The organism is Nocardia canadensis (genome assembly GCF_032656385.1).
GTDB classification, from domain to species: domain Bacteria; phylum Actinomycetota; class Actinomycetes; order Mycobacteriales; family Mycobacteriaceae; genus Nocardia; species Nocardia canadensis.
Map to the genome: position 1 here is coordinate 1,004,211 of NZ_JAVCWB010000002.1, position 13,784 is coordinate 1,017,994.

Below are 13,784 nucleotides of genomic sequence, written 5' to 3' on the forward strand. Positions count from 1 at the left end.
TACTGTCGAGTAGGTCGCAGGTCACAGTACTCGGCACGCTGTGATGTGAATACGTTTCAATTGATCCCGGTCGCGTGGCCCGGGTCGGTGCCCCGGCTGATCGGCAGCCGTACCGAGTTGCCCCACTCGATCCAGGAACCGTCGTAATTGCGCACCGACCTGCGGCCGAGCAGGAAGGTCAGGACGAACCAGGTGTGGCTGGAACGCTCGCCGACCCGGCTGTAGACGACCAGATCCTCGGCGGGCAGCGCCCCGTAGACCGCGTCCAGCTCGGCCCTGGACCGGAATCGGCCGTCGGTGGTGCAGGCCTGCGTCCACGGGATGTTCACCGCGGTCGGCACGTGGCCGCCGCGCAGCGTCGCGTACTCCTGGTCGAGCGGCTTGTCCTCGACCTCCCCGAAGTACTCCTGGGCCGAACGCACGTCGACCAGCGGGCTGCCCAGGCGGGTCAGCACCTCGTCGCGGAAGGCGCGGGCGGTGGTGTCGTCGCGCTCGACGTGGGGGTAGTCGGTGGGAGTGGGGGAGGGCAGGTCGAAGGTGGTGTCGCGTTCCTCGGAGATCCAGGCGTCGCGGCCGCCGTCGAGCAGGCGCACGTCCTCGTGGCCGAACAGGGTGAAGATCCAGGCGGTGTGCGCGGCCTGGGCGTTGTCGCGGTCGCCGTAGATCACCACGGTGTCCTCGCGCCGGATGCCCTTGGCCCGCATCAGCTCGGTGAACCGGGCGCCGTCGACGTAATCGCGGGTCACCGGGTCGCTCAGGTCACCACGCCAATCGATTTTGACCGCGCCGGGCACATGGCCGATGTCGTAGAGGAGGATGTCATCGTTCGACTCGATGATCTTCAAACCGGGTACGCCGATGTTTGCGGACAGCCATTCTGTGGTTACCAATCGGTGCGGGACTGCGTAGGAACCGAAGGCGGGGTGCGGATCCGGGGCGACGGGCACGGTGTGGTCCTTCACGCGAGAGTATGGGCGGATGCGACAGTGTGATGGGGTCGCAGCCGATGGTATGTCTGTGTTGGCACATCACGAATCGACACAATGGTCGAATAAAGCGCAGAGCCGTCCGATAAAGTCTCTGGAGAGGAGGGGTGAGCTATGTCCGATTCTTGGCCGCGACGGCGACTGCTCGCGATCCTACGTGGCGCCACCGAGCCCCTCGACGCCCAGGAACTGGCCAGGATCACCGGACAGCATGTCACCACGGTCCGATTCCATCTCGATGTGCTCACCCGCGAATCCCTCGTCCGGCAGTTCCAGCAGCCGCCCCGCGGTCGCGGCCGTCCCCGGATCGGCTACCGCGCCGTGCAGCGCTCGGTCGGCTATCAGGAACTCGCCCAGGTCCTCGCCGATCATCTGGGACCCGATCCGGTCACCCGCTCGGCCGCCGCGGTCGCCGCGGGCCGCGCCTGGGGCGCCCGGATGGACATCGGCACCCACCCGGTGGAAACCCTCGCCGACGCCAGGGACATCACCATGTCGCTGATGTCGGAACTCGGCTTCGCGCCGGAGAAGGACCCGGTCGGCGAGACGCCCGAGCACGTCCAGATCAATCTCACCGCCTGCCCGCTGCGGGAACTGGCCCGCTCGCACGCCGAAGTGGTGTGCGGGGTGCACATGGGGCTCATGCGGGAGGTGCTGGAACGCAACGGCGCGCGCGGTCGTGTCGACGTGCAGCTGCACCCGTTCGTCGAGCCGGAGCTGTGTACGGCCCGGCTGGAACTCACCCTGGGCGCGGAGAACTCCGCACCGGTGACGGCCGGACCGGCCGCGAGCGGGGAGAAGCCGGTGATCGCGCCGTCAGGCCCGCGCGTCCCGCCACAGCTGCGTGACACCGACGCCGACGTCTTCGAGCAGCCTGCGCAACAGCGGTAGCCCGATCCCGATGACGCTGGACGGGTCGCCCTCGATCCGGTCGACGAACCAGCCGCCCAGCCCGTCGAGGGTGAACGCGCCCGCGACCTGCAGCGGTTCGCCCGAGGCGATGTAGGCGTCGAGCTCGTCGGGGGCCGGCTTCGCGAAATGCACCGTGGTGCTGCTGCACTCCGCCGACTCGGCGACGACCGCGCCGTCGCGCAGCCGCAGCACACAGTGCCCGGTGATCAGATCGGCGCTGCGACCGGCCATTCCGGCCCAGCGGGCACGCGCCACCTCGGGCGTGTGCGGTTTGCCTTGCAGCTGCCCGTCGACGAGCAGCATCGAATCGCAGCCGACGACGACACAGTCGGCGGCGAGTTCGGGGATCGACGCGGCGACGTCGACCGCCTTGGCGCGGGCCAGGGCGACGACGACGTCGTGCGAGGAGGTGTCAGGGGGGAGCGCGGCCGACACCGCGTCCTCGTCCACGCCCGAGACGCGCACGACGGGGTCGATGCCCGCCGTGCGCAGGATCCCGAGACGGGCGGGGGACGCGGAGGCCAGAACCAGCCGGGTCACCCGCGTCAGCGCAGGTGCGACAGCAGCGGGTACGCGTACGGCGAGAACGGGGACGTGCCCCGGTGCATCAGCGTCGCCCTGCCCCAGTTGTCGTTCGGGCCGGTCGGGCCGGTGGCGGGGGCGCTCGCGGCGGCCGCGCTCAGCACGGCGACCAGCGCCGCGATGTCCTCATCGGTCGGCGAGCCCTTGACGATGCGGAACATCGGCTCCCCGAGGCTCTCCGCGGGCTCGACGGCAACCGCGCTAGCGGACGGCTCGACCTCGTCGACGAGTGGTTCGACGGCGAGCTCCAGCTCGGCGGCGGTCAACACGTCTTCTTCTGCCACAGTTGTCACAGTGCCAGATCCTTCCTGCCTCGTCCGGGAGATCTGCCCCGGTGGCGAAGCTGTGGTACTCCGATGTCCTACAGCGCGGTTGACGCGATCATTCCCGGTAGGGACGCGACGATCAACAGTTGCGTCATAGCAACAAGTGTGCGCGGCCTACCGGGGATATCGCGCTTTCACAGCGGAATGTTGCCGTGTTTCTTCGGCGGCAGGGTCACCATCTTGCGCTCGAGCAGTCGCAGCGCCGACACGATCTGGCCGCGGGTGTGCGAGGGCGGGATGACCGCGTCGACATAACCGCGCTCGGCCGCGACGTACGGGTTCACGAGGGTGTCCTCGTACTCGTTCTGCAGCTCGAGGCGCAGAGCGTCCACGTCGGCGCCGTTCTTGGCGGCCTCCTGCAGCTGCTTGCGGTAGACGAACCCGACGGCGCCGGAAGCGCCCATCACGGCGATCTGCGCGGTCGGCCACGCCAGGTTCACATCGGCGCCCATGTGCTTGGAACCCATGACGTCGTAGGCGCCGCCGTAGGCCTTGCGAGTGATGATCGTGATCTTGCCCACAGTGGCCTCGCCGTAGGCATAGAGCAGCTTCGCGCCGCGGCGGATGATGCCGTTGTATTCCTGGCCGGTGCCGGGCAGGAAGCCGGGAACGTCGACCAGGGTGATGATCGGGATGTTGAAGGCGTCACAGGTGCGCACGAAACGCGCGGCCTTCTCCGAGGCGTCGATGTCGAGGCAGCCGGCGAACTGGGTCGGCTGGTTGGCGACGATGCCGACGCTGCGGCCGTCGACGCGACCGAAACCGCAGATGATGTTCATCGCGCGCTCGGCCTGGACCTCGAGGAACTCGTCGTCGTCGAGCAGCCGGGTGATGACCTCGTGCATGTCGTACGGCTGGTTCGGCGAGTCCGGGATGATCGTGTCGAGCTCGAGGTCCTCGTCGGTGAGCGATTCCTCGATCGCGCCGTTGATCGGGTCGGTCGGCGCGTGCCGGGGCGCCTCGGCGCGGTTGTTGCTCGGCAGGTAGCTCAGCAGGTCCTTGACGTAGTCCAGGGCGTCCTGCTCGCCGGAGGCCACGTAGTGGGCCACGCCGGACTTGGTCATGTGGGTGTGCGCGCCACCCAGGTCCTCCATGGTGACCTCTTCACCGGTGACGGTCTTGATCACGTCGGGACCGGTGACGAACATCTGCGAGGTCTGGTCGACCATCACCACGAAGTCGGTGAGCGCGGGGGAGTACACGTGGCCACCGGCCGCGGCGCCCATGATCAGCGAGATCTGCGGGATCACGCCGGAGGCCTGCACGTTGCGGTGGAAGATCTCGCCGTAGAGGCCCAGGGAGACGACGCCCTCCTGGATGCGTGCGCCGGCGCCCTCGTTGATGCCGACCAGCGGACGGCCGGTCTTGATGGCCAGGTCCATGACCTTGACGATCTTCTCGCCGTAGACCTCGCCGAGCGAGCCACCGAACACGGTGACGTCCTGCGAGAACAGGCACACGTCGCGGCCGTCGATGGTGCCGTAACCGGTCACCACGCCGTCGCCGAGCGGACGGTTGTTCTCCAGGCCGAAATTCACGCTGCGGTGCTTGGCGAGGGCGTCGAGTTCGACGAAGGAGCCCTCGTCGACCAGGGCCAGGATGCGCTCGCGCGCGGTCATCTTGCCCTTGGCGTGCACCTTGTCGACCGCGGCCTCACCCATCGGGTGTTGCGCTTCTTCCAGCCGATTCCGCAGGTCAGCCAGCTTCCCGGCGGTCGTGTGGATATCGGGGGTGCCCGCCGAATCCGATGCGGGCTGCTGCTGGACACTCGTCATGGGTTGCGAGTGTAACCAGTGACACCACGTCGCACTACGGCAGTCTCGCCTACCGGCCAGTACAGAAACCCCAGCTAGGCGCGGCCACAAAGTTGCCCCCATCCGGGCGAGTAGCGTTCCCGGAATGAACAGGGCACCGATCGATGCGCCTCGTCTGCGCAGCTCCCTCGCCACTCCGGCACCGACGTTCTACGACCGGATCGACGTGGTCGAATCGACCGGTTCGACCAATGCCGACCTGGTGGCCAGGGCCGCGGATCCGTCCGCCGACCGGCAGGCGCTGCTGGCCGAGGAGCAGGTGCGGGGCCGCGGCAGGCACGCCCGTGCCTGGGTGAGCCCGCCGCGCGCGCAGATCTCGCTGTCGATCCTGGTCCGCCTGCCCGGGATCGACCCCGGCGCGCTGGGCTGGCTGCCCCTGCTGACCGGGATCGCGGTCGTCGACGCGGTGCGCGGCACGGCCGGGGTCGCGCCGGAACTGAAGTGGCCCAACGACGTCCTGCTCGACGGCCGCAAGCTCTCCGGCATCCTGGCCGAGGTGGCGGCGACCGGCATCGCGCCCGCCGTGGTGGTCGGCATCGGTCTCAATGTCGACCTCGACGAGGCGGAACTGCCGGTCCCGCACGCGACGTCGCTCGCGCTGGCCGGCGCGCGCGACCTGGACCGGACCGCGCTGGTCGCGGCGATCCTCACCGAGTTCGCCCGCCGGTTCACCGCGTGGGAGCGGGCGGGCTGGGCCGTCGAGGAACTCGCCGCCGCCTATCGCGAGCGCTGCGCCACCCTCGGCATCGAGGTGCGGGCCGAGCTGCCGGGCGGCCGGGTCGTCACCGGCGTCGCGACCGGCATCGACGACACCGGCCGGCTGCTGATCGGCGACGAGGCGGTCTCCGCCGGCGACGTGAGCCACCTGCGCGGCCAGTACTGACGCGAGCGGTCCCGGTGCCCCGGGACCGCTCGGCACCGGGTCAGCGCGCCGCGACGGCGTTGCGCTCGGCCACTTCGCGCTCGCGCGCCAGCAGCCGGTCGCGCTGCTCCTCGAAGCGCAGCACGTCCTTTTCCAGCTTGTCGACGAACTGCGCCAGGTCGTCGCGCGCCGCCTCGCCGGCCGCGCCGAAGTCGGTGCGGTCGAAGATGTTCCACTGCTTGAGCACCGGCAGCACCACCTCGTCGAGGTGCTGGCGCAGGTCGTAGATGCCGTGCTTGGCCATCAGCACGCCGTTGCGCCGCCAGTTCGGCATGCCCGCGCCGGGCATCTGGAAGTTGGTGAGCACCTTGGTGATCGCGGGCATCGCCTGGTCGGGGACCAGATCCAGCGCCGCGCCGCAGAGGTTGCGGTAGAAGATCATGTGCAGGTTCTCGTCGGTGGCGACGCGGGCCAGCATGCGGTCGGCGACCGGATCGTCACAGACGCGGCCGGTATTGCGGTGGCTGACCCGGGTAGCCAGCTCCTGGAACGTCACGTACGCGACGTTGACCAGGAATCCGCCCCAGTTGGCCGGCGCGTGCGCGCCCTGGGTCATGTGGATCATCCTGGCCTCTTCCAGGGCGACCGGGTCGACGCCACGGGTGACGACCAGATAGTCGCGGATCACGATGCCGTGCCGGTTCTCCTCGGCGGTCCAGCGACCGACCCAGGTGCCCCAGGCGCCGTCCTGGGAGAAGTTCTCGGCGATTTCCCGGTGGTAGGACGGGAGATTGTCCTCGGTGAGCAGATTGGTGATCATCGCCGCCTTGGCGACCTCGGAGAGCCTGGATTGTTCCGGCTCCCAATCGATTCCGCCCATCGCGGCGAAATTGCGGCCTTCGTCCCACGGGACGTAATCGTGCGGATTCCAGTCCTTGGCGATCGAGAGGTGCCGATTGAGATTCTGTTCGGCCACCGGTTCCAGGGCCGTCAGGATTTCGAGCTGAGTCAGAGCTTTGGTCACGCGTGCCTCCACTGTCGGGTGTCGAGCAAGCAGATATGGGCAAAACCTGGCATCTAGCGTGGAAACCACAGTATCGCCTCGGCCGTGGCATCGGGAAATGCACCGTCCCAACGGGGTATCGTTCGGCCATGGGGTACCCGGAGGACGTTCTCGCGCCCGACGAACAGCTGATCCTGCACCGCCATCCGCACTGGAAGATGCTGGTGTGGCCGGTCGTCACACTCATCGCCGGGACCGCCGTGGCGGGCTTCCTCGGCGGTCTCGCCTGGCGCAACACCGAGGGGCACGTGCGCACGGTGCTGCTGCTGCTCATCGGGCTGATCTGGCTCGGGCTCATCCTGTGGCGCTGCGTCGGCAAGGTGATCGCCTGGAAGTCCACCCATTTCATCATCACCGACCGGCGGGTGCTGGTGCGTCAGGGCGTGCTCACCCACACCGGCATCGACATCCCGCTCAGCCGCATCTCCAGCGTGCAGTTCCAGCACGGGGTGTTCGACCGGATGCTGGGCACCGGCACGCTGATCATCGGCTCGTCGTCGGAGGAGCCGCTCGAATACGACGACATCCCGCAGGTCCAGCAGGTGCACGCGCTGCTCTACCACGAGGTGTTCGAGGCGGGCAGCGCTCGCCGGGACCAGACCTGGGGCGGTTATCGGTGAGCTTCCGGCCCACCCCGACCGGTATCCGTAATCTGAGCACATGACCGCCGTACTGCTCGCCGAAGACGACGAGGCGATCGCCGCGCCGCTGTCGCGCGCTCTCGGCCGCGAGGGCTACACCGTCACCGTCGAACGGTTCGGTCCCGCGGTGCTGCGCCGCGCGCTCGAGGGCGACCACGATCTGCTGATCCTCGATCTCGGCCTGCCCGGCATGGACGGGCTGGAGGTGTGCAGGCAGGTCAGGGCCAGCGGCGCCGATCTGGCGGTGCTGATGCTCACCGCCCGCACCGACGAGGTCGACTTCGTCGTCGGGCTGGACGCGGGCGCCGACGACTACGTCGGCAAGCCGTTCCGGCTGGCCGAGCTGCTGGCCCGGGTGCGCGCGCTGCTGCGGCGCAGCGGCATCGGCGACGACGCGGTGGAGGTCGGCGGGATCCGGCTCGAACCGGCCGCGCGCCGGGTGCTGGTCAACGGCGCCGAGGTGAACCTGGCCAACAAGGAGTACGAACTGCTCAAGGTTCTCATCGACCGGGCCGGTCAGGTGGTGCCGCGCGAGACCATCCTGCGCGAGGTCTGGGGCGACGCGGACCTGCGCGGTTCCAAGACCCTGGACATGCACATGTCCTGGTTGCGCCGCAAGATCGGCGACGAGGGGCCGATGGCGGAGCGGCGCATCGTCACGGTGCGCGGGGTCGGTTTCCGGCTCAACACCGACGGGCCGTCGAGCCAGGGCCGAGGCTGATCAGGGCAGTGCGCCGCCGCATCCTGCGCTCGATCCTGACCGTGCTGACCATCACCACGGTGGTGCTCGGCGTACCGCTGATCTACACCGCGTGGCTGTGGGTCGAGGACATCACCCGCAACGATCTGCAGAGCCGCCTGGAACGCGTCGCCGCCGAGGTGATCGCCCAGGAGCGCGGCGACGGCACCGTGCACGACGGTCTGGATGTGCGCGCGATGCGGGCGCTGGTGCCCGAGGGCGGCAAGCTGACGATCGTCTATCCGGCGCCGCACGACAACGCCGCGCGCACCGACATCGGCGTCGACCACGTCGACGATCCCCTCGTCGAATCGCTGTCCATGGGCACCTCCGGTTCGCTGCGGCTCGAGGTGCCCGCCGGGCCCATGCACGCCCGGCAGGAGCAGGCGGTGGCCGCGGTCGCGCTGGCCGTGCTCGCCTCGCTCGGTGCCGCGTTCTCCGTCGCGGTGGTGACCGCGCGCCGGGTCGCCGACCCGCTGCGGGACGTGGCCGCCCGCGCCGCCCGCCTGGCCATGGGCGACTTCCGGCCCGACCCGCGCAGGCACGGCATCGCCGAACTGGACCGCGTCTCCGACGTGCTCGATTCGGCGACGGTCGAGATCGCGGGCAGGCTGCAACGCGAACACGCGCTGGTCGCCGACGTCTCCCATCAGCTGCGCAGCCGGCTGACCGCCGTGCGCCTGCGCCTGGACGAGCTGTCCACCCACGCCGACCCCGAGGTGGTGCACGAGGCCGAGGAGGCGATGGCGCAGGTCGACCGGCTCACCGACGCCATCGACGACCTGGTGCGGGCCTCGCGCGACGAGGACGCCGCCGACCGCGATCCGGTCCCGGTGATGGCCGAGCTGCGCGGTGTCATGGCCGAATGGGCGCACCCGTTCACCGAGGAGGGGCGCGAACTGCGGCTGATCGGTGACGAGTCGCTGCGTGCCCCGATCACCGGTTCCCGGCTGCGCGAGGCCGTCGCGGTGCTGGTCGACAACGCCCTGATGCACGGCGGCGGCACCTGCACGGTGTCGGTGCGCACGGTGCCGACGATGAGTTCGCGCGATCCGCTGATCTGCGTGGAGGTGGCCGACGAGGGCGAGGGCGTGCGCGACGAGCTCGCGCCGCACATCTTCGATCGGGGTTTCTCGGCCGGTGGTTCGACCGGTGTCGGCCTGGCCCTGGCGCGTGCGCTGGTGGAGGCCGACGGTGGCAGGCTGGAGCTGCAGCGTCGCCGTCCCGCGCTGTTCGCGGTGTTCCTCGGCTCGAAGGTCAACCGGTCGCCGAACGCGACCCTCACCGAGCCGCGCTGACTCAGCTCTGGCCGAGCGGTTCCTGTTCCTCTTCGATGAGTTCCTCGAGCTCGGCGACGATCTCGTTCATCTCGTCCGGGAACACCCAGCGGCGCATCGCCCAGAACCGGAACGCCATCTGCAGCAGGTTGCCGATGATGAACGCGCTGACGAAGTCGGCGATGTTCTCGACCAGGAAGCTCACATCGGGCTGGCGCAGATCGAGGACGTAGCTCGAGATCCACAGTGGAATGTTGCTCAGGATGACGCCGATGCCGCTGACACCGAAGAACAGCAACGCCTCGTGATGTTTCTCTCGGCCGCCGCGATTCTTGAACGACCATTCCCGGTTGAGAATGTAGGACGCGATCACCGCGACGACCCCGGAAATGATCTTGGCGGTGACCGGTTTGTCGGCCAGCACCGTCCATTTCAGGAGGTAGAACAGGCCGCTGTCGATCACGAACGTCGTGGCACCGACGATGGCGAACTTGATCAGCTCTTTATGCCGGAACGCTAGCTCGCGCAGGCGCGGGGGAAGGACGCTGACCACGTCGTCGACGATTGACACGAGTTCCGAGTGTACCGGTAGCAAAGATTCGCATTCGACATGACAACATTGCACGACGTGAGTGCACGTTCGTTCGATCCGTCTGCCATGCCCACCGTCACGATGGTCGGTGGTGGCCAGCTCGCGCGCATGACGCACCAGGCCGCGGTCGCCCTCGGCCAGCGTCTGCGGGTGCTCGCGGAGCGCCCCGAGGACCCCGCCGCGCAGGTGACCCCCGATGTCGTCCTCGGCAGCCACGACGATCTGTCCGCCCTGCGCAAGGCCGCGGTCGGGTCGCACGCGCTGACCTTCGATCACGAGCACGTGCCGACGGCACACCTCGAGATCCTGGTCGCTGAGGGCGTCAATGTGGCCCCGCCGCCGCAGGCGCTGATCTTCGCCCAGGACAAGCTCGCCATGCGGACCAAGCTGTCCGCGCTCGGCCTGCCGGTGCCTGCGTTCGTGGAGGTCACCGAGCCCGCCGACGCGATCACCTTCGGTGACGAGCACGGCTGGCCCTTCGTCCTCAAGGCCGTGCGCGGCGGCTACGACGGCCGCGGCGTGTGGATGCCCGCCGACGCCGCCGAGGCCGAGCGGCTGGTCACCGACCAGCTCGCGCACGGCGTGCAGCTGCTCGCCGAGGCGAAGGTCGACCTGAAGCGCGAGCTGTCGGCGATGGTCGCGCGTTCGCCGTTCGGTCAGGCGGCGACCTGGCCGGTGGTGGAGACCGTGCAGCGCAACGGACAGTGCGCGGTGGTCATCGCGCCCGCGCCGGAGCTGGCCGAGGAGACGGCCGCCAGGGCCGAGACGATGGCGCTGGAGCTGGCCGCCGGGCTGGGTGTGGTCGGGGTGATGGCGGTCGAGCTGTTCGAGACCCACGACGGCGAGATCCTGGTCAACGAGCTCGCCATGCGCCCGCACAACTCCGGTCACTGGGGCATGGACGGCGCCTGCACCGGCCAGTTCGAGCAGCATTTGCGCGCGGTGCTGGACTACCCGCTCGGCGACACCACCCCGCTCGCCCCGGTGACGGTGATGGCCAACATCCTCGGCGCCCCCGCGGCGCCCGAGATGTCGATGGACGAGCGCCTGCACCACCTGTTCGCCCGCCTGCCCGAGGCCAAGGTCCACCTCTACGGCAAGGGCGAACGCCCCGACCGCAAGATCGGCCACGTCAACATTCTCGGCGAGAATGTCGACGAGGTCCGCGAGAAAGCCGAACGCGCCGCCCACTGGATGTCGCACGCGGTCTGGACCGACGGCTGGGACCCCCACGCCGAGTCCTGAAACACTCCACGGCATCCGCGACCACACGCCGAACCCGAACCACCCCAACGGCATTCGTGATCCCTACGTTTTCGGCCGCCTCGCCTCCGAGGGGCGAGACGTAACGCCGAAGGCGAAGTATCGCCCCTCGGAGGCGAGGTCACGAGGCCGAAAACCGCGGCGCCAGCCGCCGACAACACAGGAGCGCACGTGAGCAACATCGGTCCCCAGGTCGGCCTGATCATGGGCAGCGATTCCGACTGGCCGACGATGGAGGCCGCCGCCGAGGCGCTGGCCGAGTTCGGCATCCGTTTCGAGGTCGGCGTGGTCTCCGCGCACCGCACCCCGCAGCGCATGCTCGACTACGCGCGCGACGCCGCGGGCCGTGGTCTGCAGGTGATCATCGCCGGCGCGGGCGGGGCCGCCCACCTGCCCGGCATGGTCGCCTCGGCCACCGCGCTGCCGGTGATCGGCGTGCCGGTCCCGTTGAAGTACCTCGACGGCATGGACTCGCTGCTGTCGATCGTCCAGATGCCCGCGGGTGTCCCGGTCGCCACCGTCTCCATCGGCGGCGCCCGCAACGCCGGCCTGCTGGCCGTACGCATCCTGGCCGCCCACGACCCCGCCCTGCGCACCCGCATGGAGCAGTTCCAGGCCGGCCTCGAGCAGATGGTCCTGGACAAGGACGAGGCCCTGCGCACCAAGCTCCTGGGCTAGATCCCGGTCGGGACCCGTCGTGGCCGGTGACTACGGTGGTCGGGTGGCACACGACGATGCGGCGCAGTTCCGGCTCACGGTGGTGGATCAGGCGTTGCGGTTGTTCGCCGAGCGGGGGTACGAGGCGACGACGGTGGACGAGATCGCGGTGGCGGCGGGGATCTCGCGGCGGACCTTCTTCCGGCAGTTCCGGTCCAAAGAGGACGTGATCTTCGCCGATCACGAGTTCCAGCTGGCCCTGGCCGAGGACTCGTTGCGGCGGGCCACGGGTGATCCGTGGGATGCGGTGTGTGAGGCCGTGATCGGGGTGTTCGAGCGGTTCACCCAGTGGCGTGACATCGCCGCGCGCCGGTACCAGGTGGTGCGGCGGGTGCCCGCGCTGCGCGAGCGCGAGATCGTGACGGTGTTCCGGTACGAGCGCCTGTTCACCGATTTCCTGCGCGAGCAACTGCCCGACGAGCCGGACCTGGTCCGGGTCCAGTTCACCGCCGCGGTGACCGCGACGCACAACTATCTGCTGCGCCGGATGGTGCGCGGCGAGTCCGCGGCCGCCGTCGCCGATCTGCGCACCGAACTGGCCCTGATCCCGCGCGGCAGGCCGGCGCCGACCCCGCGCGAGGAGCTGGTCCTCGCGGTCTTCCCCCGGGACATGCCGCCACGCAAGGTCGCCGACCTGATCACCGCCCAGCTCGGTAACCTGTGAGCGCCGCTTCGGCGGCGTGAAGGATCGGTGACACTGAGTGCCACTGGCATATCCCCATGTAGGGGTAGAGTGCCGGGCGTATAATCGAGCCGAATTGGCACTGGGTGCCGATGTAGGACGCGCTGTTGACCGCAGCGATCACCACCACGACCAGGAGAGTGCCCGATGGCGGGAAACCCGGATTTCAACCTGTTCCAGCTCGAGGACTTCCACGATGAGCTCCGTGGCGCCATCCGTGGCCTCGCCGAGAAGGAGATCGCTCCGTACGCCAAGGACGTCGACGGCAACGCCCGCTTCCCCGAGGAGGCGCTGACCGCCCTCAACGCCGCCGGCTTCAATGCCGTGCACGTGCCCGAGGCCTACGGCGGCCAGGGCGCCGACTCGGTCGCCACCTGTATCGTGATCGAGGAAGTCGCCCGCGTCTGCGGCTCGTCCTCGCTGATCCCCGCCGTCAACAAGCTCGGCACCATGGGCCTGATCCTCAACGGCTCCGAGGAGCTGAAGCAGAAGGTCCTCGGCGACCTCGTGAACGGCAAGATGGCCTCCTACGCGCTGTCCGAGCGTGAGGCAGGCTCCGACGCCGCCTCCATGCGCACCCGCGCCAAGGCCGACGGCGACGACTGGATCATCAACGGCTCCAAGTGCTGGATCACCAACGGTGGCAAGTCCGAGTGGTACACCGTGATGGCCGTGACCGACGCCGAGAAGGGCGCCAACGGCATCTCCTCGTTCATGGTCCACAAGGACGACGAGGGCTTCGTCGTCGGCCCGCTCGAGCACAAGCTGGGCATCAAGGGCTCGCCCACCGCCGAGCTGTACTTCGAGAACTGCCGCGTCCCCGGCGACCGCATCGTCGGCGAGCCCGGCACCGGCTTCAAGACCGCGCTGCAGACCCTCGACCACACCCGCCCGACCATCGGCGCGCAGGCCGTCGGCCTGGCCCAGGGCGCCCTGGACGCCGCGATCGCCTACACCAAGGATCGCAAGCAGTTCGGCAAGGCCATCGCCGACTTCCAGAACACCCAGTTCATGCTGGCCGACATGGCGATGAAGGTCGAGGCGGCCCGCCTCATGGTCTACACCTCCGCGGCCCGCGCCGAGCGTGGCGAGAAGAACCTCGGCTTCATCTCCGCCGCCGCCAAGTGCTTCGCCTCCGACGTGGCCATGGAGGTCACCACCAACGCCGTCCAGCTCTTCGGCGGCGCCGGCTACACCACCGACTTCCCGGTCGAGCGCATGATGCGCGACGCCAAGATCACCCAGATCTACGAGGGCACCAACCAGATCCAGCGTCTGGTGATGTCGCGCCAGATCCTGCGCTGATCGCGGCGCGACAAGCGCGAATC

The 13,784-nt window shown here is 69.1% G+C and carries 15 protein-coding genes; 9 read left to right on the plus strand and 6 right to left on the minus strand.

Translation table 11 applies throughout. From position 1 onward, the window contains the following. Positions 1 to 56 precede the first annotated feature (56 nt). Complete coding sequence (locus Q7X29_RS07810; RefSeq protein WP_316573713.1) at positions 57 to 947, minus strand: sulfurtransferase; 891 nt, start codon at positions 945 to 947, stop codon at positions 57 to 59. A gap of 153 nt (positions 948 to 1,100) precedes the next feature. On the opposite strand from Q7X29_RS07810, the gene Q7X29_RS07815 reads away from it, so the two are divergent. Continuing rightward, entirely contained in the window at positions 1,101 to 1,877 is a 777-nt protein-coding gene (locus tag Q7X29_RS07815; protein WP_218720915.1) for a helix-turn-helix transcriptional regulator, read from the plus strand. Here Q7X29_RS07815 and Q7X29_RS07820 read toward each other — a convergent pair. The 3 genes from Q7X29_RS07820 to Q7X29_RS07830 all read right to left on the minus strand — a co-directional run bounded on the left by Q7X29_RS07820 (position 1,803) and on the right by Q7X29_RS07830 (position 4,581). Continuing rightward, positions 1,803 to 2,438, minus strand: coding sequence for a Maf family protein (locus Q7X29_RS07820; protein ID WP_218720916.1), 636 nt, complete (start codon positions 2,436 to 2,438; stop codon positions 1,803 to 1,805). The genes Q7X29_RS07815 and Q7X29_RS07820 overlap by 75 nt on opposite strands. Before the next feature lie 5 nt (positions 2,439 to 2,443). Then, positions 2,444 to 2,773 (minus strand): acyl-CoA carboxylase subunit epsilon, encoded by a 330-nt coding sequence (locus Q7X29_RS07825; protein ID WP_218720917.1) that lies wholly within the window; start codon positions 2,771 to 2,773, stop codon positions 2,444 to 2,446. Positions 2,774 to 2,940: 167 nt separating this feature from the next. Continuing rightward, complete coding sequence (locus Q7X29_RS07830) at positions 2,941 to 4,581, minus strand: acyl-CoA carboxylase subunit beta (protein ID WP_218720918.1); 1,641 nt, start codon at positions 4,579 to 4,581, stop codon at positions 2,941 to 2,943. 124 nt (positions 4,582 to 4,705) lie between these two features. Between Q7X29_RS07830 and Q7X29_RS07835 the strand changes: the two genes are divergently transcribed. Continuing rightward, positions 4,706 to 5,503, plus strand: coding sequence for a biotin--[acetyl-CoA-carboxylase] ligase (locus tag Q7X29_RS07835; protein WP_218720919.1), 798 nt, complete (start codon positions 4,706 to 4,708; stop codon positions 5,501 to 5,503). A 40-nt stretch (positions 5,504 to 5,543) separates the two neighbouring features. Here the strand turns inward: Q7X29_RS07835 and Q7X29_RS07840 are convergent, their stop codons facing one another. Next, on the minus strand, positions 5,544 to 6,506 hold the full coding sequence (locus Q7X29_RS07840; protein WP_218720920.1) for an acyl-ACP desaturase: 963 nt from the start codon (positions 6,504 to 6,506) through the stop codon (positions 5,544 to 5,546). Positions 6,507 to 6,634: 128 nt separating this feature from the next. On the opposite strand from Q7X29_RS07840, the gene Q7X29_RS07845 reads away from it, so the two are divergent. From Q7X29_RS07845 to Q7X29_RS07855, 3 genes are read left to right on the plus strand one after another with little or no spacing between them, the layout of a single operon-like run. Continuing rightward, the gene (locus Q7X29_RS07845) at positions 6,635 to 7,165 is read left to right on the plus strand and encodes a PH domain-containing protein (RefSeq protein ID WP_218720921.1); all 531 of its coding nucleotides are present in this window, start codon (positions 6,635 to 6,637) and stop codon (positions 7,163 to 7,165) included. Between the two features lie 40 nt (positions 7,166 to 7,205). Then, positions 7,206 to 7,907 carry a response regulator transcription factor gene (locus Q7X29_RS07850; RefSeq protein WP_218720922.1) on the plus strand — a complete coding sequence of 234 codons (702 nt, stop codon included), beginning with the start codon at positions 7,206 to 7,208 and terminating at the stop codon, positions 7,905 to 7,907. Between the two features lie 8 nt (positions 7,908 to 7,915). Next, positions 7,916 to 9,223: a sensor histidine kinase gene (locus Q7X29_RS07855; RefSeq protein ID WP_218720923.1), complete on the plus strand. Its 1,308-nt coding sequence runs from the start codon at positions 7,916 to 7,918 to the stop codon at positions 9,221 to 9,223. A 1-nt stretch (position 9,224) separates the two neighbouring features. On the opposite strand, the gene Q7X29_RS07860 is transcribed toward Q7X29_RS07855, so the two are convergent. Next, complete coding sequence (locus Q7X29_RS07860; RefSeq protein ID WP_316573648.1) at positions 9,225 to 9,773, minus strand: GtrA family protein; 549 nt, start codon at positions 9,771 to 9,773, stop codon at positions 9,225 to 9,227. A gap of 39 nt (positions 9,774 to 9,812) precedes the next feature. Here Q7X29_RS07860 and Q7X29_RS07865 point away from each other — a divergent pair, with 39 nt between their 5' ends. The 4 genes from Q7X29_RS07865 to Q7X29_RS07880 all read left to right on the plus strand — a co-directional run bounded on the left by Q7X29_RS07865 (position 9,813) and on the right by Q7X29_RS07880 (position 13,761). Further along, positions 9,813 to 11,039 carry a 5-(carboxyamino)imidazole ribonucleotide synthase gene (locus tag Q7X29_RS07865; RefSeq protein ID WP_316573649.1) on the plus strand — a complete coding sequence of 409 codons (1,227 nt, stop codon included), beginning with the start codon at positions 9,813 to 9,815 and terminating at the stop codon, positions 11,037 to 11,039. Positions 11,040 to 11,228: 189 nt separating this feature from the next. Continuing rightward, entirely contained in the window at positions 11,229 to 11,735 is a 507-nt protein-coding gene (purE, locus tag Q7X29_RS07870) for a 5-(carboxyamino)imidazole ribonucleotide mutase (protein ID WP_308248629.1), read from the plus strand. 43 nt (positions 11,736 to 11,778) lie between these two features. Next, entirely contained in the window at positions 11,779 to 12,438 is a 660-nt protein-coding gene (locus Q7X29_RS07875; protein WP_218720926.1) for a TetR family transcriptional regulator, read from the plus strand. Positions 12,439 to 12,603: 165 nt separating this feature from the next. Continuing rightward, positions 12,604 to 13,761 (plus strand): acyl-CoA dehydrogenase, encoded by a 1,158-nt coding sequence (locus Q7X29_RS07880; protein ID WP_316573650.1) that lies wholly within the window; start codon positions 12,604 to 12,606, stop codon positions 13,759 to 13,761. Positions 13,762 to 13,784 lie beyond the last annotated feature (23 nt).

Excerpts from the sequence above, each read along its gene's own strand:
- Q7X29_RS07815 (WP_218720915.1), top strand. The coding sequence starts at position 1,101 with ATGTCCGATTCTTGGCCGCGACGGCGACTGCTCGCGATCCTACGTGGC.
- Q7X29_RS07830 (WP_218720918.1), bottom strand. The coding sequence starts at position 4,581 with ATGACGAGTGTCCAGCAGCAGCCCGCATCGGATTCGGCGGGCACCCCC.
- Q7X29_RS07835 (WP_218720919.1), top strand. The coding sequence starts at position 4,706 with ATGAACAGGGCACCGATCGATGCGCCTCGTCTGCGCAGCTCCCTCGCC.
- Q7X29_RS07845 (WP_218720921.1), top strand. The coding sequence starts at position 6,635 with ATGGGGTACCCGGAGGACGTTCTCGCGCCCGACGAACAGCTGATCCTG.
- Q7X29_RS07850 (WP_218720922.1), top strand. The coding sequence starts at position 7,206 with ATGACCGCCGTACTGCTCGCCGAAGACGACGAGGCGATCGCCGCGCCG.
- Q7X29_RS07865 (WP_316573649.1), top strand. The coding sequence starts at position 9,813 with ATGACAACATTGCACGACGTGAGTGCACGTTCGTTCGATCCGTCTGCC.
- Q7X29_RS07880 (WP_316573650.1), top strand. The coding sequence starts at position 12,604 with ATGGCGGGAAACCCGGATTTCAACCTGTTCCAGCTCGAGGACTTCCAC.